Origin of the sequence: Hydrogenophaga defluvii (assembly GCF_042665235.1) — a bacterium.
GTDB classification, from domain to species: Bacteria; Pseudomonadota; Gammaproteobacteria; order Burkholderiales; family Burkholderiaceae_C; genus Hydrogenophaga; species Hydrogenophaga defluvii_A.
On the sequence record NZ_JBHTBZ010000024.1, the window covers coordinates 147664 to 167092 of the forward strand.

Here is a 19429-nt window from a genome sequence, read left to right on the forward strand (position 1 = left end):
GGTTTATCTCACACAAACCAATCGTTCAGACGCCCTGTCAGGTGACGTTCGGATCGGGATTGGTGGTGGTGATGGTCAGGATGTCGGCCGCCAGACCGATGCCGTAAGGCGAGAGTTCGGCAGGCGTGTTGTCCTGCACCACCACCTCCTGAACCGTACCCTCACCGCTGCCACCGTTGCTGTCCACCGTCAGCACCGTATCGGCGCCGCTGGCGGTTTCAGTCACATCCAGACCACCATCGGTGTCGGGCAGGATGTCCTGGATCAGCAGCGCATCCGACTCGTTGAAATCGGTGATGACATCGCTGTCGCCGGTGTTGGAGTCGGCGAGGTTGATCTCGATGACATCGGCGCCTGCACCCGAGGTGAAGGTGTCGTCGCCGGCGCCGCCCACCATGACGTCGTCTTGGGTGAAGGTGCCGTCGAGCGCATCCAACACCGTGTCACGCGCCGCGTCAGAGCTTGTGGTGGACGTGGCCGGATCACCGCTGGCCTTGTCGGAGCCAGCCACCACTGTGATGGAACCCTGAGGCACCGGCACTGGGTTTGAATCCATATCCTTGTAGACGTTGCCTTCCTTGTAGACGTCCTGCACCACCGTCTGCTGCTCCTGGTACACGCGCTCGGTGACCACGGCCGTGGCACCGGAGGCGCTGGGCGCTTCGTGCACCTTGTCGTTGTTGGCATCCACCGTCACGTGGAACACGGTTTCCACCGCATCGCCATCGCCGTCGGTCGCTTCCACCTTGAACACCAGCGTCACGTCGTAGGCCGACTGGGTGTAGGTCACGTCACGCGTCTGCACCGTCTGCTCTTCGTAGACTTGGTAGTTGTCAACCATGTCGTAGGTGTATTTGACGGTGAGGTCATCGCTCACCACAAAATCCCCCGCAGTGGATTCGATAGTGAAGTCGTGCGCTTGGTCACCATCGTTCTTTGCAGTGAAACTTCCGAGATTTCCGCCTGTTGCTCCCGTCAATGCAGCGGCCTCACCTTCGAAAGCACCCGCACCCCAGGACCACGGATCTGAGTTGTCGTCGGATGTTGCTCCCGTGATGCTCACCAGCTTCAGATCAGCGACCGGTGCCCCAGACACCGAAACCGCCAGCGACAACTTGTCGCCCTTGTCCATATTGCCGTCGGCAGTGGCACCCACATACAGCGAGCTATTGTTAACGTTCACATCCGCAGCAGTACCCCCAGTAGTCGTGCCAGACACCACCACGGTCGCCGTCACACCATCTTTGGTACCCGTGTAGGTCACCGTCCCGCCGTCGGTTCGATCGGTATCGACCACATTGCTGTGCTTCAAGCTGATGGAGCCTTCAACATCTTGTTGCGTTACGACAGCCTTGAATTCACCTTCTTGCTTAACGTACTCCTTCGACCCGCTCTTGTTGACCCAGTCACCGTATGTAGCGTCGGCCTTGTTGCCCACCACATGCGGGTCGATCACGCCCATCATCGTGACGGTGTAGGTCGAGTTGGCCGTGCTCACAGCCACCGACATCACCGCCGACGCACCGGCCTTGACTGTGTTGTTGGCGTTCAGGTCGCTTTCCTTGTAGGCGGTCATTGTCTTGCCGTCGGCGCTGCTCAGGTAGACCAGCTTGTCGCCACCCGAGGTGACAAAAATCGACTCGCCATTCGCCGCCACCCCGGTTGCGTAGTTGCGAACTGCGGCAGTGGTCACCGCAGCGTCGGCCGGCAAACTTGCCATGTCCACATCGCTGAGCTTGACCATGCCCCAGCCGTCGGCCCCGATGTCGATGCCCAGGCTCGCCGTGGCAGACACTTCTTCCACTTCGCCCGTCTTACCAAGAACGTCCGGCAAATCGGCTGGCGCCTTCACCAAGGTAACCGTTCCTACCACGTCTCCGGGATTTGGAGTTATCGCGTTGCCGTTTTCATCCTTCTGCAAGGCAACGATGTCGAGATAGTTGTCGGTCAGGTTGTCGTCAATGCCAATCACAAACAGCTTGTCCACGTTCCCGTTTACGAAGGTTTGCCATTGGGTGAAGTAGGCGCTGTCCAAATACGCCGAGCCGTCACCGTCTTCACGGCCATCAGTGTCATAACCATCCGTAGCACTGTCGCTGTCTCTGTCGCGTTCAACTGTTGGCTCACCATCAGAGATGAAGTATGCGACCGTGTTGCCGTTCGCCAGGGGGGCATTGACGCCTGGCGTAGCGCCAGGTGTCAAGGATGCCGTTTCATCCAGAGCAGCTTCGTAATTGGTATAGCCGTTCGCAGACAACTTGCCAATCTCCGTGAGAGCTTGATCGGCGGTCATCCACTGCTTGCTGCTCGCGTTCGTACTGAACGTGACCAACTGGACCATGACCTCGGTGCCCTTCGCTTCATAGCCTTCCAACAGCTGCGTCAAGGCATTTTTGGCGATAGCGAGCTTGGATAGCTCTGTGGACCCCACCGCAACCTTGTCATCCATGCTGCCCGAAATGTCCAGCGTGAAGATCAGGTTGATGGCTTCGGCAGGAGCGCCCCCGTTGCCGATCACCACGTTCTGCGCGCCCGTGGACACAGCCACATCGTCCTGCACTTCGGCGGCAAGCGCCACCTGCACGGTGTCGCCGTCCTTGTCCTGGCCGGTGAACGTCACTTCGTCCAACTTCAGGAAGTCGGCACCCTGCCCAGTGTGGGTCATGGCGCCAGTGACAGTGACGGTGTAGGTGCCGTCCTGCTTGACCACCATGTTGGCGGCGGCGTTGGCCGCGTTAGACGTCACGTCACCGTTCTTGTCGAAGTAAATCGTCGTGCCAGCAGGATCGACCGCCTTGGTGGTGCCGTTGAAACTGACACTGGTGACCTTGTCAAAACCGTCGGCACCCCAGTTCACCGCGCCGGTCATCGTCTTGGCCCCGGTGGTCGCGGACAACACATCTTCCGGGCTGCCATTGGCCAGCTTGTCGTTGCCGTTGAGGCCTGCGACAGAGTCCTCTTCCAGCGTAACGGACAGCTTGCCGTCTGAACCGGTCTTGACCACGGGCACATCGTCCTGCACGCTCGCGGCCAGTTCCACCGACACGGCGTCACCGTCCTTGTCCTCGCCCACCAAATTCACCTTGGTCAGGTTCAGCAGGTTCTCGCCGTTGCCGGCTGCGTGCTTCATCGCACCCGTCACCGTCAGCGTGTAGTCGCCGTTGGCATTGACCACCAGGGTGGCGGCCGAGCCGGTCGCACCCGTCTGTGCCTGGCCCTCGGCGTTGAAGTACACCGTGGCCGAACCACCGCTGACGTTGACGGTGTTGCCACCGAACGTCACGCCCGTGACCTTGCCGAAGCCGTCTGCGCCCCAGTTCACCGCACCCGTCATCGTCTTGACGCCACTGGTGTAGCTCAGGTTCGGGTTCTCGGTCTCGTTGTTACCGATCACGCCGCCACCCACCTTGGGCACCGACTCTTCTTCCAGCGTCAGCGACAACTTGCCGTCCGAACCGGTCTTGACCACTGGCACATCATCCTGCACGCTGGCGGCCAGTTCCACCGACACGGCGTCACCGTCCTTGTCCTCGCCCACCAGGTTCACCTTGGTCAGGTCCAGCAGGTTTTCGCCGTTGCCGGCTGCGTGTGTCATCGCACCCGTCACCGTCAGCGTGTAGTCGCCGTTGGCATTCACCACCAGCGTGGCGGCCGAGCCGGACGATGTGGTCTGGGCCTGGCCCAGAGCGTTGAAGTACACCGTGGCCGAGCCACCGCTGACGTTGACGGTGTTGCCACCGAACGTCACGCCCGTGACCTTGCCGAAGCCGTCTGCACCCCAGTTCACCGCGCCCGTCATCGTCTTGGTGCCGCTGGTGTAGCTCAAGTTCGGGTTATCGGTCTCGTTGTTGCCGATCACGCCGCCACCCACCTTGGGCACCGATTCTTCTTCCAGCGTCAGCGCGATCTTGCCGCCGTTGATGGTGACCACGGGCGCATCGTCCTCCACGGTGACCTTCAAGGCCATGGTGTCGGTGAGACCGGTGGCGGGATTCGCCAGGCGGTCATTGGCCACCAATGTGAAGTTGAGGTCAAGCGTGTCGTTGTCGGTCCGGGTTCCTGCAGGCGGGGCCGCGTGGTCGATGGCGCCGTAGATGTCGACCTTGGCGCTGTAACCGTCGTTGTAGTTGCCGCTGATGCTGACGGTGATCACGGTGGTGCCGTTGACGCTACCAATCAGCTTCGTGTTGTTGTCACTCGGCGTCCAGACCACGTCAGCTCCGCCGGACTTCAGGCTCGGCAAACCGGTGACCTGGAAGGCCACGTCCGGCTGGTCGCCAATGTCTGGATCGGCCAGGCCAAAACCTGCGATGTCTTTGTCCGACTTCTGACCCTCACCCGCTTTGTTGCCGGTGGGCAGTGCGTCTTCCTCCACCTTCAACGCCAGCGAATCCTTGTTGGCTTCGGAATACTTGCTGGTTTCGCCGCTGTCTTGTTTGCCGTCGCCGTCCTTGTCCACCCACAGGGTGGTGGTGGTGTCTTTGCCGGTGACGAACTCGGGCGCATCGTTCACACCTTCCACCGTGACCCTGATGTTGGCCACGTCGGTGTCACCGTCGGCGTCCTTCATCTGGTAGTTGAACTGGTCGGTGTAGGTCGCGCCCTCGCCCAGCGCCATGGCATTTTTGTTGTCCACATCGTAGGTGGCATCGCCATCTTTTGCGATGCTGAGCGTGCCCAACACGCCGGTGGCAGACACCTGGGTGTCGGCAACGTCGAAGAAGTCGGTGGTGGCGCCACTGCGGTCACCTCCCTGGCGCAGCCACACCAGTTGTGCCAGCGCGCCGTCTTCCATGCCTTCGTGCACGTCCTTGCCGGAGCCGTCGTTCAAGACGTTGAAGGTCTTGACATCTGCCGTGGCGACAACGGTGGCAAAGTCGTCATTGGCCACCGGGCCGCTGTCTTGGAAGTTCAGTTGGCGACCAATATCGAAACTGTTGGCAGTCTTGTCATCGTCACCATCGGTGGCGGTGGCCACCAGGCTGAGCACGCCAGCACCCAGGTTGATGATTTCGTGCGGGTTGCTGCTGCCGTGCAGCACGGCACGCTCTTGGGTCAGGGTCAGCACGCCGTTGCTGTCCACCGAAAGGGTGAACACCGGCTTTTCGCCGTCGACGGTGTCGACCACGCCAACCGCCTCGGTCTTGTCGTCGCTCAGGCGGATGGTGACGGTTTCACCCGTGGCGGTGTCTTTGAGCAACACCGTGCCGGCGCCGAGGCGGAAGGTGTAGGCCAGCGCCTTTTCACCATCGGCGCCATAGCTCACTTCAAAGCGGCTGCTGAGCTTGGCTTCGCTGTCGTCATCTGTGCTCACGTCGTCATCTGCAGTGCCGGCATCGGACACGATCAGCGGCACGCCCGACCAGTTCAGCGTGAGGTTGACGTCTTCGTAGTCCTTGTCGGACGAGCCGGACGTGATCTTCAGGTCTTCCCAGTTGAAGTTGCCCGTGCCGCTCCACGCACCCGAAGGGGTGTTCTGCACGTGCGACTGGCCATCGGCATTGAGGGCACTGTCGGTGAAATACACACGACCGCCCGAGCTGCCCTCCGCGTCGCCACTGAGCAAGGTGCCGTTGAGGTTGACCGCCCACGGGCCGTCGCCACCCACCTGCTCAAAGCCCACAGGCGTCAGGTCAAACGACTGGGTGGCCGAGCCGCCGTTGGGCACCAGGAAGAAGCCGATGTCGTCGGGTGCCACACCTTCAGGCAGTTGCACGGTGTAGCCCTTGCCGTCGTCGGTCAGGGTCACGGTGTAGGTCTTGCCGTCCACCGTCAACGTGCCAACGGAACCGTCGGCCGAGGGGGTGTCGCGCACACCGTCGAACAGCACTGCACCTGCGGCAGGCTTACCCGTCACGGGGTCTTTGACGTAGAAGCCAATGCTGTTGTTATGACCAGCCTCGCCACCGTGGTAGGTGAGCGAGAAGGAGGGGATGATGGACGCGTCGGGCGCTTCAACCACCACATCGGGCACGTCGTCCTTCACGGTAGCGGAGAGATCGACCTCGATGGGGTCGCCGTCCTTGTCCACGCCCACGATGGTGACCGTGCTGAGGTCTCGCGTTTCCTCTGCCTCGTTCATGGCCGCAGCGGCCTCGTCCGCCGTCATGCCGGTGAGATCCAGCGCGGTCGCTTTGGTGTGGTCCAAGGCGGCCGTCACGGTCAGGGTGTAGGTGCCCTCCTTGACATCGATGACCAGTTCCGCAGACGCGTCAGCTGGTGAGTTGAATGGCAGCGCAACGCCATTGGCGCCATACTTCACGGTGATGAAGCCACCCTCGGCGGTGTAAGTCTCACTACCCATCTTGACCTGGGTAACGCTGCCAAACTGGTCGGCACCCCAGTTGATGACGCCCGTCTTGACGGTGCCACCACCGCTGGCGCCCAACGTCTCTGGCGTCTCTGGCGAACCTTCGTCATTGCCGATAACACCATCGCCTGCTTTGTTGGCGGCCGACTCTTCTTCCAGGTCCAGTGTCTGCAGGCCCAAAGGCTTGTCGTCTTCGCCGGTGATCAGCACTGGCTCATCGTCGCCAAAGGCAAACTTGCCGTTCAGATCCAGGGTTTGTTCATCCCAGTCGTCATCGCTGTCGGTGGCGGTGATCTTGAGCTCAAACACCGGGGCGTCTTCACCGTCGTCGCCGCCCACCAGGTTCAACACCTGAAGCGCGCCCTGCCCTGCGTTTGGCGTGCTGTCGTCGTGCTGAATGGGGCGCAGCAACTGCAGCGTGACATTGCCAAACTCATCGACCGACACGGTGAATACGGGTTCGGATGCGGGTTCACTCTCCGTGCCCAACGCCACCCGGCCTTCAACGGTTTTGCCACCGTTGGTGGTGGTCAAGTAGATGGGTTCACCGGTCAAGGCATCTCTCAGGCCAGAGTCGATGCCCGTCACGTTGAACGAGAAAGACAAGCCGTTGGTGATGCCCTGGCTGGGGAAGGAGCTTTCGTCGTTGCCTCCGTCCTCGCCGTTCACCAGCTTGGCACCGTCGGCGCCGAACTCCACCTTGAACACGGTGTTGATCACGCCGCCGGAATCGGTTTCATCCTCGCTGCCCGGCTTGGTGCCGGTGCTGGCGTCGTTGTTCAGCGCGTGGTCTTGAACCAGCAGCTGACCAAACTCAGCCGTGGATTGGGTGCCTTCTTTAAGCAAAGGGGAAATGACCGGACCATCGTCGGTGATGGTGATGCCGATGTCGGCAGAGGCAATGACATCGCCATCCGGGTCGCGCACCTCGATGAAAAATGGATCGGGCACCGTGTCGTCTTCGTAGGTGCTGTCGTCGTCGGTGGGCGACGAATCCACCGTGGGATCGAGGTCGTCACCGCTCAGCTCGGGCTTCTTGTGCATGACGTTGCCGTCCAGCACATACTCGAAAGTGTATGGACCGCCCTCGGTGGACGGAGGGAACACCTGGATAGTGCCGTACTCACCGGTAAGAATCCATGTGGAAGGGTCCCCGGTCAAAGGAATTTCAACGCCGTCGGCATTCACCAGCCAGATGGTGTTGGGAACGGTGCCGGGCGTGTAAGTGAATTCGCCGGTGGTGACTTCTGGTGCGTCGTCGGGCTGGGTGCCGGGCGATTGGACCGGAGTGCCATCGATCAGCGGCTCGCGGATGACCGCACCGCCACCTTCGAGGGTGGGTGACACGGGCGGAGGCGGCGGCTCTTCCGGTGGCGGCGGGGGCACTTCGGGAGGCGGAGGCGCCACGGGCGGGGGCGGGGCCACAGGGGGCGGAGGCGCCACGGGCGGCGGCGGGGCCACAGGGGGCGGAGGCGCCACGGGCGGCGGCGGCTCAACAGCGGCCACCACCAGCGCTTCGGGATCGGTGGCAGGCGGGATGTCGTTCAGACCGGTGTCGAAGTCGAACGCCAGCGGATCGGTGCCTTCGCTGATGCGCAGCAGGCGGACAAAACCGCCGCCTTCACCACCGGCACCACCACCGGCGCCGGGGCCGGCTGCGGTGGCTTCGAGTTCTTCGGTCAGGTCGCCGCCACGGTCCAGCGCCTGGATGACGCTGTCGATGGTGCCGCTGCCCACGCTGCCTTCGGCGGGCGTGGGGGTGGTGGTGGCGGTAACGGCGTCGTCGATCTTGACGGTTTGCTGTGCGCCCAGCGACAGCGGACGGCCGTCGTCCATGGCCAGTTCCACGCCACCGCCTGCGCTGGTGACGATGGTTTCGCCTTTGAGGATCTTGTCACCGACCTTGAGCGGTCGGGTCTGACCATCCAGGCCCACCACAAAGGCGGTGCCGCGTATGGAAACTACTTGTGCCATGGAATCTCTCCAGATTGAGGGAAGGTGGAGAGAGGTTACGCCTTGTTAACCTTTATTAACCATTGGACCAAGGTACAAATTTGTCGGATTTTTGACGTTTTCAGGCGGTCTGACGGGCGCCTTTTGCCCCGTGGGGTCAGATGATGTCGTCGCCGCCGAGCAGGTCGAGCCGGTTGGCCAGCGTGGCCCGGGTCTGGCGGCGTTGCAGCAGCTTGTTCTGCGCGGCCACGGGGAGGTCGGTGAACTGGATGACCGCACGGTCGATGAGCACGTCGATGAGGTCTTCCGTCACGCGGGCGAGTTCGGCGTCGGTGAGTGCCAGCGGGTTCTGGTTGCCCACCTCGCCAACACGCCGGGCAAACGCGGCCACGGCCGGATCGGCCGGGTCGGCCTCCAGCCAGTCGCCGCTGCTGGCCTCTTCGGTGGTGAGCGGGCGCTGCAGCAACCCGATCACCTCGCCACGTTCGTCGCGCTGGATGTGCATCATGGGGGCACCTGGGTCAATGGGGTTTGGGTGCCGGGCGGTTGGTGGCCCGGCCGGACAGGCGCAGCGCCAACTGCAGGCGGTCGCGCACACCGAGTTTTTCAAACACGGCGCCCAGGTGGGCCTTGACGGTGCGCTCTGAAATGAACAGCTGCTCGGCCACCTCGCGGTTGGATTTGCCGGCGGCCACGGCCTGTGCCACCTCGGCTTCGCGTGCCGACAGGGCCGACAGGTCGGGGGCAGGCAGCTGATCGGCCGCCGTGGAGCGGGCCAGCAGGTCGCGGGTGGCCGCCACGATGCGCTCCAACAGTTCAGGGCCCACCCACAGCCCACCTTGCTGCACCACACGTGCCACTTCCTGCAGCAGCTCCGGCACGGCGTAGAGGTGGCAATAGCCCTTGGCACCGGCGTTGATGGCACGCAGGCCCTCGGTCTGGTCGGGCGCAGCACTCAGCACCACCACCAGGCGCCTGGGCTCGGCCTGCAGCAGCTGGGCCACCACCTCCAGCCACAACGGGTAGGCGGTGCTGACCCACACGGTGTCACCTGCGCGGCTGTCCTGGCTGACCCGGGCCCAGTCGCCCCACGGGCCGGTGGGGAAAGCCTCGCGCCAGCGCTCGCTGGGCAGCACCGGGGGCTGGGCCTGGGCGTTCGACAGGAAAAACGATGTGCTCATATGCGGTGTTTCCATGGTGCGGCGGCGCCGTGTTCAACGCTCCGACAGGGCGTTGGCCTTGGCGCGCAGCACGGGCTTGAACAGGTAGGACAGGATGGTTTTTTTGCCCGTCATGATGTCAACCTGCGCCACCATGCCGGGGATGATGGGCAGGTTGTCGCCGAGGCTGGATTTGCGCGTCTTGACCCGCACGGTGTAGAAGGCCTCGCCCTTCTCATTGACCACCGAGTCGGCGCCGATGCTGACCACGTCGGCCTCCAGCCCGCCGTAAATGGCGAAGTCGTAAGCGGTGAATTTGACGGTGGCGACCTGGCCGGGCCGCAAAAACGCGATGTCTTTGGGGGTGATCATCGCCTCCAGAATGAGGGCATCGTCCAGCGGCACGATTTCCACCACCTCTTTGCCCGGCTGCAACACACCGCCCACGGTGTTGACCAGCAAGCGCTTGACGGTGCCCCGCACGGGCGACCGGATCTCGGCGTACTTGACCTTGTCGTCCAGCGCGGCGCCGCCCTCGCGCAAGGCAGACAGGCGGCTCAGCGTTTCGGACAACTCCGCGCTGAACTGGTTGCGCCGCGTGAGCTGCACCTCTTCGATGCGGCGCTGCGCCTCCAGAATGGCCGCCTGCACACGCGAAATTTGGGCGGCGGCCTGGTCGCGGTCGCCGCGCAAGCGGGCCGTTTCGCGCTCCAGGCGCAGGATTTCCACCTCGGACACCGCCCCCGTGGCCACCATGGGCTTGGTGGCGTTGAGTTCCTTCTGCGTCAGCTCCAGTCCCCGCTCGGCCTGGTCGCGGCGGGCCTGCACCTCACGCAACTCGTTCTGGCGCTGGGTCAGCTGGTTTTGTGCGATGGACAACTGGGCCGCCATTTCGGAGCGGCTGGACTCGAACAGCATGCGCTCCTGGGCCACGATGTCGGGCACCTGTTTGACCAGGTCGGCCGGTGGGTTGAAGCTGGTGTTGCGTGTCAGCGCTTCCAGACGCAGGGCCTTGGCCTGCAAGGACTGGCGGGTGGACTGGCTCTCCCTGGCGCTGGACTCGAAACGCGTGGAATCCACGCGCAGCAGCACCTGCCCCACGTCCACCAAATCGCCTTCGCGCACATTGAGGCTTTCCACCACACCGCCGTCCACACTTTGCAGGATTTGCACCTGGCTGGTGGGCACCACCTTGGCCTCGCCCCGGGTGACCTCGTCCACCTGGGCGAATGCCGCCCAGACGATCAACAACACCAGCACCGTGGCCGCCACCCGCAGCAGCAGGCGCGCCCGCAGGGGCTCTTGTTGCAGCTGCGCCCAGTCGGCATCGCCGGCCCAGTCGCGCACCTCGACGTCGTCACGTCGTGGCGCCAACCGTTTGACCACGCCACCAAACACCGGGTCGCCCACCTTGCCACCGGCCTTGCCCAGTTTGCCCAGGCGTTCGAAGCCTTTTTCGCCCATTTCAGACATGCTCAAGCCTTTCCGATGCGGCCTTGCCGGAGCGCCGTGATGACCTGCTCTTTGGGTCCATCGGCCACGATGCGACCACCGTCCATGACGATGATGCGATCAACCAGATCGAGCAGGGACGTGCGGTGGCTGACCAACAACACGGTTTTGGATGCCGCAAACTCGCGCAGGCGTTTTTTCAGCTCTTCTTCGCTGGAATGGTCCATCGAAGCGGTGGGCTCGTCCAGCAGCAAAATGGGTGGGTCGTTGATCACGGCGCGCGCAATGGCCACGCTCTGGCGCTGCCCGCCGGAGAGCGACTCGCCGCGCTCGCCCACCACCATGTCAAACCCTTGCGGGTGGGCGTTCACCAAGCCCAGCAGGCCGGCGATTTCGGCGGCTTTCACCACCGCCGCGTCATCGGCCAGAGGCGCCCCCATGGTGAGGTTGTCGCGCAGGCTGCCATAAAACAGCATGACGTCTTGCTGCACGTAGCCGATCTGGCGGCGCAGCTCGGCCGGGTCGAGCTGGCGCAGGTCGATGCCGTCCACCAACACGGCGCCGCTGCTGGGCTGGTACAGGCCCAGGATCAACTTTTCCAGCGTGGTTTTGCCCGAACCGATGCGCCCCAGGATGGCCACTTTTTCACCCGGCTTGATGCGCAGGTTGATGCCGCGCAGCGAGGGTGCGGTTTGGTTGGGGTAGGTGAAGGCGACGTCGCGGAACTCGATCGCCCCTTTGAGGCTGCCCCGGCTGATGAAGGTGCTGCCTTCGGGGCGCTCCACGTCCTTCTTCATCATCTCGTTGAGCGAGGTGAGCGCCGTGGCGGCCGTGTGGTATTGCACCAGCAGGCCCGCCACCTGACCCACCGGCTGCATGGCGCGCGACGCCAGCATGGTGCAGGCAATCAAACCACCCATGGTGAGCGCACGCTCGCTGATCAGGTAGACACCCAACACCACAATGGCCAGGTTGATGGCCTGCTGCACAAAGGCCGAGCTGTAGCTGGCGCTGCTGGACAGCAGGCGCAACTGCGCGCCCACACGGGCCAGCAAAGCTGCGCTTTTTTCCCATTTGCGCTGGATGGGCGCTTCGGCCGCCAGGGCCTTGACGGTCTCAAAACCCACCAGACCCTCGATCAACGTGGCGTTGCGCTGGGCGCCCGCGCGGTAGGTGGTTTCGGCCAGCTCGTGCATGCGGCCCTGCACCGCCAGGGCGTACAACAGCATCACCAGGGCGCCCAGCACCAGCGGGATGAGCATGGGCCAGGCGATCCAGCCGATGACCACAAAAAAGATCAGCGCAAACGGCAGGTCGATGAAAGCCACCACCGTGGCCGAGCCGATGAAGTCGCGCACCGATTCGAAAGCGCGCAGGTTGGAGGCAAACGAGCCTGCCGAGGCAGGGCGCTGCTCCATGCGGGTGCCCAGCACCCGCTCCATGATGAAGGCCGAAAGCTTGACGTCGGCCCGGCTGCTGGCCAAGTCCACGAATTTGCTGCGCATGATGCGCAGCACCAGATCACCGATCAACACCAGCACCAGGCCAATGGACAACACCCACAGGGTGTCGATGGCGTTGTTGGGCACCACCCGGTCGTACACGTTCATGGTGAACAGCGGCATGGCCAGCGCAAAGGTGTTGGCCAGAAACGCGGCCAGCAGCACGTCGCGGTAGAGCGCGCGGTTTTCGGCGATCACACCCCAGAACCAGTGGCCGCTGCGCCCCTCCCGCACCACGGGCGTGCGCGCATCGAAGCGCAGCTTGGGTCGGGCGTAAATGGTGACGCCCATGTACTGCGCCTGCAAATCGTCCAGCGGCACGTCCACCGGCGCGTCGGCCAGTTCGGGGTAGGCGACTTTGAGGTGCGTTCGGTCCTCAGACCAAGCCAGCACCACACAGGCGCGTTCATCCTGCAGCAAAACGACGGCCGGCAAGAGGGCCGGTTGCAAATCACGCAACGGCCGCGCCACCACCCGGCTGCTCAGGCCGGCACGGGCCGCAGCCCGCTCGAACAGCGAGGGGGTCAGCCTGCCACCTTCCAGCGGCAGCCCGGCCACCGCCCCGTCGGCCGTGAGCGACTCGCCATGGGTGCGGGCCACCAGCAGCAGGCAGGCGAGCAAGGCGTCATCCCTGGGCGCCTCGGCGGCGGTTTCCAGGATCGGATCGTCAGACAACATCGAATTTTCCGGAAGCTTCATGCGTGCGAGCCTGGTGCCCACCCAATCATTGAGCAGGCACGAACATAAAGTGACAATTTTGACACACGCACCGGCGGCACGACATGTGAAATTCAGTGTAACAAGAATTTGCAGAGCGACCGGTTAAGCTCCCGCCCCATGCACGCATACCTGCTGGCCCTGGGGGCCATCGTTTTGTGGGGCACGCTGGCCGCATTGGGTGCCTCGCTGACCCACCTCCCGCCGTTTCTGCTGACCGGCCTCGCCTTGCTGGTGGGCAGTGTCATCGCCTTGCCGCTGTCGCGCTTTGACTGGCGTCAATGGCGGGTGCCGTTGCCCACCTTGGCCCTGGGTGTCTACGGCCTGTTCGGTTTTCACTTTCTGCTGTTCCTCGCCCTGCGCCACGCGCCGCCGGTGGAGGCCAACTTGGTCAACTACCTGTGGCCGCTGGGCATGGTGGTGCTGGCGCCGGTGTTTTTGCCCGGCGTGGGCCTGCGGGTGGTGCACGTGGTGGCGGCGCTGGTGGGTTTTGCCGGCGCGGCGCTGGCCATCGTGGGCGGCAAGGTGGATGCGCTGCAGGGCGGTGGTCTGCAGTGGGGCTACGTGCTGGCGCTGGGCTCGGCCTTCATCTGGGCCAGCTACTCGTTGCTGACACAACGGGTGGCGGCTTTTCCCACGGCGGCCATTGGCAGTTTTGCGCTGGTGTCCGGGTTGTTGTCGTTGGCCTGCCATGTGTGGCTGGAACCGTCGGTGACGCTGACAGGGGGCGATCTCGCCCGTCTGGTGGTGCTGGGTCTGGGCCCGCTGGGCGCGGCGTTTTTTCTGTGGGACGCAGCCCTCAAGCGCGGTGATGCCCGCAAGATCGGGCTGCTGTCGTTCATCACGCCACTGCTGTCCACGCTGTTGCTGCTCGCCGCCAGGGGCGAAACGCCGGGTCTGCATGTGCTGGCAGCGGCGGTGCTGATCGTGGGCGCGGCCATCGTGGGCACCCGGGCCAAGGGCTGAGGGCAGCCCTTATTCGTTCAACAGCTCCGACGGCTCGTCGCTGGCCAACAAACGCTGCGCCCAGGTTTCGAGCTTGCGGGTGTCGCTGCGCAAAATCTGCTGCTTGACCGCCAGCACCTGCGACGGGTGCATGGAAAAGCTGCGCAAGCCCATGCCCAGCAGCAGCCGGGTCATGGTCACGTCGCCGGCCATTTCGCCGCAGACGCTGACCGGTTTGCCCTGCACATGCCCTTCGGCGATGGTGCGTGCCAGCAGCTGCAGCACCGCCGGGTGCAGCGGGTCATACAGGTGGGCCACGGCTTCGTCCACGCGGTCGATGGCCAGGGTGTATTGGATGAGGTCGTTGGTGCCCACCGACAAAAAGTCGAAATGCTTGAGGAACATGGTCACGGTGAGGGCCGCCGCCGGCACCTCGATCATGGCGCCCAGTTGCACCGGGCCATACACCACCCCTTGGGCATCCAGCTGTTCGCGCGCCTTTTGCACCAGGGCCAGCGTGAGCCGGATTTCGTGCGCGTGCGCCAGCATGGGAATGAGGATGTGCACCTGCCCGTGGGCCGCCGCGCGCAGGATGGCACGCAGTTGCACCAGAAACATGGCCGGCTCAGACAGGCTCCAGCGGATGGCGCGCAGGCCCAGGGCGGGGTTGAGGTGGTCGTCGGCGCGGCGGATGTGGTCCAGCGGCTTGTCGGCGCCCACGTCCACGGTGCGGATGGTGACGGGCAGGCCGTGCATGCCTTCCACCGCTGCTTTGTAGGCCAGGTACTGTTCGTCTTCGTCGGGCAGGTGGCCGTTGCGGCCCATGAACAAGAACTCGCTGCGGAACAACCCCACGCCCACCGCACCTGCGGCCAGCGCGGTGGCCGTGTCCGACGGTTGTTCGATGTTGGCCAACAGCTCGATCTTCTGGCCGTCCAACGTGACCGCCGGCGTGTGCCGCAGCCGGCTCAGGCGCTCGCGTTCGACCTCACCCTGGCGCTGTTTGTAGCCGTACTCGGCCAACACGATGGGCGAGGGATCGACCACCACCACACCCGCATCGCCATCGATGATGACCCAGTCGTCCTGCTGGATGAGTTGGCTGGCGCTGCGCGCACCCACCACCGCCGGGATGTCCATGCTGCGCGCGACGATGGCGGTGTGCGAGGTCTTGCCCCCCACGTCGGTGATGAAACCCGCGAACACGCTCTGCTTGAACTGCAGCATGTCGGCCGGCGACAAATCGTGCGCCACCAGCACCAGCGGAACGTCCAGGGTGTCGTCCAGCAACAACTCCTGCTGCGAGCTGCGCCGGGCCGCTGGCGGCGGTGCGGCCACCGGTGAGCCCACGCCCCGCATCTGCCGCAGGATGCGCTCGACCACCTGCTCCAGGTCGGCCTTGCGCTCACGCAGGTACGGGTCTTCCATTTCGTCAAACTGGCGCCCGATCACCTCCAGTTGCGTGGTGAGCGCCCACTCACCGTTGTAATGCCGCTCCACGATCCAGTGTTTGACGCCGGCCGTGAGCTGCTCGTCCATGAGCAGCATGAGGTGCACTTCGAGCAGGGCCACCAGTTCGTGGTGCGCTTCTTTGGTGCCGGTTTCGATCAGCCCTTCGCGGATGCGGGTGATCTCGTCCACCACCACATTGCGGGCCGCGCGCACCCGCTCGATCTCACTCTCGACCTGCTCGGCCGTGACGAAGTAGTGCGCCACGTCCACCCGGCTGGACGCCACCAGCACCGCCCGCCCGATGGCGATGCCGCGCGAAACCGCCTGGCCGTGGACAGAAAACGTCACTCGCCTTCTCCGAACTTGTCGTTGATGAGGGCCAGCAGCGCGTCCATGGCGTCCTGCTCCTGCGCGCCCGCCGTTTCGACTTCGACCTGCGTTCCGATGCCGGCGGCCAGCATCATCACGCCCATGATGCTTTTGGCGTTGACGCGGCGGTCGCCGCGCGACATCCAGACCTCACAGGGAAAACTGCCGGCCAGCTTGGTGAGTTTGGCCGAGGCCCGGGCGTGCAGGCCGAGCTTATTGCTGATGGTCGCGGTGGTCTTGATCATGGGTTTGTCGTCTGACTTGGTGGTGCGGCGCGGTGATGGCCACCTGGATGACGCCCTGCGTGGCGCCGGCCACGGCACGCGTCACCAGCGCCTCCAGGGATTCGTGGCGGTACGACACCGTGCGCAGCAGCATGGGCAGGTTGGCCCCGGCGATGAGCCGCGAGCGTATGCCGTCCACCAGCTTGCTGGCCACGTTGCAGGGGGTGGCGCCAAACACGTCGGTCACCACCAGGGTTTGCGGAGTGCCGAGCTGGGCCATCAGCATGCGGGCCTGCGCCAGCGACTCTTCAGGCGGCACATTGGGCATGACGTCCAGCGCGCTCACGGCGTCGGCGGCATCGGGAAACACATGCAGCACACATTTGCGCAATGCCGAAGCCAGCGGCGCGTGGGCGATGATGAGGATGCCGTTCATGGCACGCAGTTTATCGGGCTTGGCCCAGGGGTTGACGCACGGGGGTGGGCGCACGCCCTTCTGCCTTGACCGCCAAAAAGTAAAGGTAGGACAAGACGCAGCAAACCAGGTACACCACAAAAGCGCCCTGGAAAGACGCCGTCACCGACCAACCCGCCTGCGCAAAAGCATCCACCAACAGCCCAATGCCCCACTGCACCACAAACACACCGCTGAAGATGACCAAGTTGTAAGCCGACAACGCCCGCCCGGCCAGCGCAGGCACAAAAGCCAACGCGACGGCCGGCTGCGACAACGTGACAAAGGTGCAGCTGACGCAGTACAGCGCCCAGCCCAGCCAGCCCACGCCTTCGGCCAGCACGATGTTGGCCAGCAGCACCACAAAACTCAACGGCATGCCCAAGGCCATGAGGCGCGGCGCGCTCAGCCCCCGCCTGACCAGCGCCGGGTTGACCAACCCCCACACCCAGAATGTGACCAGCATGAAGGCGTTGATCCAGAACAGACCTTGCGCGGCCTGCGCGGCGCTGAAGCCCGACACCCGGACCATCCAAGGCCCCGCCCACAGCGTCTGTACCGCCACCATGCCGCCGTAGCAGAAAAAGCCGATCGGTGTCATGCGCTGGAAAAACCGGTTGCGCCAGATGGCGCCATACCCCGGCGGCGCGGGCGCGTGTCCGTCCGCCTCATGGGCGTCGGCGGTGTCCCAACGGGGCACGGCCCAGGCCAGCACCAACATGGCCAGCGCAATCAGCACCGCCAACCCCCAGAACAGCCCACGCCAGCCGACCACCGGCATCAGCCATTGCACCGGCAAGGTGGACGCCAGCATGCCCAGCGACCCGGTCATGAGCATCCACGCATTGGCACGCAGCTGGGCGGCGGGCGTCAGCCAACGGCGAAAGCCGGTCAGGGGCGCCATCAGACACGCGCTGACGCCCATGCCGGTGAGCACCCGCGCCGCCAGCAGGGTGGCAAACTGCCCCGCCAGCGCAAACGCGATGACCCCCAGCACGGCCAAGGACAGGAAGCCGAGGATGACGCGTTTGGGCCCGAAGCGATCCAACCAGTTGCCCAGGGGCAGTTGCGTGAGCGCAAAGCCCAGAAAATACCCCCCGGCCAGCAGGCCCAGGTCGCTGGATTGCAGGGCGAATTCGGCGCTCAGCGTCGGCGACAGGGTGGCCGTGATCGCCCGCACCAGGGCAGATAAAAAGTAAGCCAGCGCAAACGACAGGAACACCAGCACCGCCGTGGCGATGGGCAAGCTGCCTTTGTCCGATGCGGTCGATGGTGCACTCATGGCGTGCTGGGCAGGCGCAAGGCCTCAAAAAACGGTGCCACAACGCTTGGGTCGGTGCTGGAGCCGTAGACCGCCGCCTGGTACACCACCGCCCCGTGAGCGAAGTACACCTGTCGGACCGACACGGTGCGGCCTTCGTGGTCCAGCCCCTGTCCTTGCCAGCCCCGCAGGGTTTGTGCGCCCGCCAGCGGCATTGGCCAGGCCGTCCAGCCAGCCGGGGGCGTGTCGGCGGCGGCCTGCGTCTGGCGCAAACGGACCCAGCCCGCGAGTTGCCAACTGTCCAAGACCGCCGATGGGTTGTCCTGCGGCGCCAGCGTGGCCCAGGCCAGGGCAAACGTGAGCCCCCCGGTTTCGCAGCTCAAGAGGTGCAGCGTGGTGCCGGCGGCGGTCAGGGGCACCTGGCGTTCGGCGCGCTCGGGCTTGCAGGGCAGTTGCGCCCGCAGCGGCGCCCCGGCCAGCGACACATCGCGCCAGTTGAACGTGGGGCTGCACGCCACCAGGCACAAGGTCAGACACCCCAGGCAGAAACTCGAACCGCGCATGACACTCCGTGAAACAGGCGCCCACTGTGCGGGCAAAAGGTGGCATGTTAGCCTTGGGCTGAACTTTCTCGCCCCATCGGCATCCATTTCCCTGCGGGTGCGCGCCACACGTGTGTTGCCCCGCGTTCCGTTTGTCCCTCCGCCCCGCTGCCTGCCTCCACCATGAACCGTCGCCCGCCATCCCGCCGCCGTTTTGTTGCCTCCACCGCGTGGGCGGGCATGTCGCTGAGCTTGCTGGGCATGGCGGGTTGCGGCACCCAGGAGCAAGCGCCGGCCTCGCGTTTTGTGCTGCTCGATGGCAACACGGTGGACACCGCCAGCTTCAAGGGCAAAGTGGTGCTGGTGAATTTCTGGGCCACCACCTGCGTGACCTGTGTGAAGGAAATGCCCAGCCTGGTGGCCACACACAACAAGTTCAAAGACCGTGGCTTCGAGACCGTGGCGGTTGCCATGAGCTACGACCCGCCAAAATGGGTCAACAACTTCGCGCAAACCCGCCAGTTGCCCTTCAAAGTGGCACTGGACAACACCGGTGAAGTGGCCAAGGCCTGGGGGGACGTGAAACTCACGCCCACCACCTACCTGGTGGACAAACAGGGCAACATCGTCAAACGGTATGTGGGCGAGCCCGAGTTTGACGCCCTGCACCAGCTGGTTGAAAAACTGCTGGCGCAGGCTTGATGCTCACTCCCGGAAGGCGTCGTGACAGGCTTTGCAAGAGCCCGCTGCGTTGCCAAAGGCGGCCTTGATCTGGTCGAGGTTGCCGGTTTTGGCCACGGTGTTGAGTTTGGCCACTTCGGACATCATGTTGTCCTGCGCCTGCTTGAACTTGGCGCCGTCTTTCCAGACGTCGGCTTTGGCCTTGGTTTTGAGCTTTTCCGTGTCGGGCGTGAACCCCGCCCAAGGCAATTTGCTCAACGTCTCCACCAACGCGGCGTTGTCTTGCGCCACCTTCGCGTCAAACGGCACACGGCCATTGGCCATCGTGTTGATTTCCACCGAATTCTGACCCACCGTTTCCATCCAATATTGACCCACCCTGGATAGAGCCCTGAGGGGCTCACGGT

General features: G+C 64.2%; 13 protein-coding genes. 2 read left to right on the plus strand and 11 right to left on the minus strand.

What is annotated here, in order from left to right; translation table 11 throughout:
* Window positions 1-37: 37 nt before the first annotated feature.
* The 5 genes from ACFQU0_RS11230 to ACFQU0_RS11250 all read right to left on the minus strand — a co-directional run bounded on the left by ACFQU0_RS11230 (window position 38) and on the right by ACFQU0_RS11250 (window position 13076).
* Entirely contained in the window at window positions 38-8284 is an 8247-nt protein-coding gene (locus ACFQU0_RS11230; protein ID WP_382200750.1) for a retention module-containing protein, read from the minus strand.
* 136 nt (window positions 8285-8420) lie between these two features.
* A complete protein-coding gene (locus ACFQU0_RS11235; RefSeq protein WP_382200752.1) occupies window positions 8421-8771 on the minus strand; it encodes a hypothetical protein in 351 nt (116 codons plus the stop codon).
* 13 nt (window positions 8772-8784) lie between these two features.
* Window positions 8785-9444, minus strand: coding sequence for a LuxR C-terminal-related transcriptional regulator (locus ACFQU0_RS11240; RefSeq protein WP_382200754.1), 660 nt, complete (start codon window positions 9442-9444; stop codon window positions 8785-8787).
* A gap of 33 nt (window positions 9445-9477) precedes the next feature.
* Complete coding sequence (locus ACFQU0_RS11245; protein WP_382200756.1) at window positions 9478-10896, minus strand: HlyD family type I secretion periplasmic adaptor subunit; 1419 nt, start codon at window positions 10894-10896, stop codon at window positions 9478-9480.
* A 2-nt stretch (window positions 10897-10898) separates the two neighbouring features.
* Window positions 10899-13076 (minus strand): type I secretion system permease/ATPase, encoded by a 2178-nt coding sequence (locus tag ACFQU0_RS11250; protein ID WP_382200757.1) that lies wholly within the window; start codon window positions 13074-13076, stop codon window positions 10899-10901.
* A 138-nt stretch (window positions 13077-13214) separates the two neighbouring features.
* On the opposite strand from ACFQU0_RS11250, the gene ACFQU0_RS11255 reads away from it, so the two are divergent.
* Window positions 13215-14060: a DMT family transporter gene (locus ACFQU0_RS11255; protein ID WP_382200759.1), complete on the plus strand. Its 846-nt coding sequence runs from the start codon at window positions 13215-13217 to the stop codon at window positions 14058-14060.
* Window positions 14061-14069: 9 nt separating this feature from the next.
* Here the strand turns inward: ACFQU0_RS11255 and ptsP are convergent, their stop codons facing one another.
* The 5 genes from ptsP to ACFQU0_RS11280 are packed head-to-tail and all read right to left on the minus strand — an operon-like array spanning window position 14070 to window position 18362.
* Entirely contained in the window at window positions 14070-15839 is a 1770-nt protein-coding gene (gene ptsP / locus ACFQU0_RS11260) for a phosphoenolpyruvate--protein phosphotransferase (protein WP_382200761.1), read from the minus strand.
* Window positions 15836-16105 carry an HPr family phosphocarrier protein gene (locus ACFQU0_RS11265; protein ID WP_382200763.1) on the minus strand — a complete coding sequence of 90 codons (270 nt, stop codon included), beginning with the start codon at window positions 16103-16105 and terminating at the stop codon, window positions 15836-15838. Before ACFQU0_RS11265 ends, ptsP begins: the two co-directional genes overlap by 4 nt.
* Window positions 16074-16520, minus strand: a complete 447-nt coding sequence (locus ACFQU0_RS11270; RefSeq protein ID WP_382200765.1) for a PTS sugar transporter subunit IIA — start codon at window positions 16518-16520, stop codon at window positions 16074-16076. Before ACFQU0_RS11270 ends, ACFQU0_RS11265 begins: the two co-directional genes overlap by 32 nt.
* 10 nt (window positions 16521-16530) lie before the next feature.
* The gene (locus ACFQU0_RS11275) at window positions 16531-17820 is read right to left on the minus strand and encodes an MFS transporter (protein WP_382200767.1); all 1290 of its coding nucleotides are present in this window, start codon (window positions 17818-17820) and stop codon (window positions 16531-16533) included.
* Window positions 17817-18362 (minus strand): hypothetical protein, encoded by a 546-nt coding sequence (locus tag ACFQU0_RS11280; protein ID WP_382200769.1) that lies wholly within the window; start codon window positions 18360-18362, stop codon window positions 17817-17819. The genes ACFQU0_RS11275 and ACFQU0_RS11280 overlap by 4 nt, the downstream gene beginning before the upstream one ends.
* 162 nt (window positions 18363-18524) lie before the next feature.
* On the opposite strand from ACFQU0_RS11280, the gene ACFQU0_RS11285 reads away from it, so the two are divergent.
* Window positions 18525-19043, plus strand: a complete 519-nt coding sequence (locus tag ACFQU0_RS11285; protein ID WP_382200771.1) for a peroxiredoxin family protein — start codon at window positions 18525-18527, stop codon at window positions 19041-19043.
* A 3-nt stretch (window positions 19044-19046) separates the two neighbouring features.
* Here the strand turns inward: ACFQU0_RS11285 and ACFQU0_RS11290 are convergent.
* On the minus strand, window positions 19047-19429 hold a 383-nt coding region (locus tag ACFQU0_RS11290; RefSeq protein ID WP_382200773.1), incomplete at its 5' end, for a c-type cytochrome.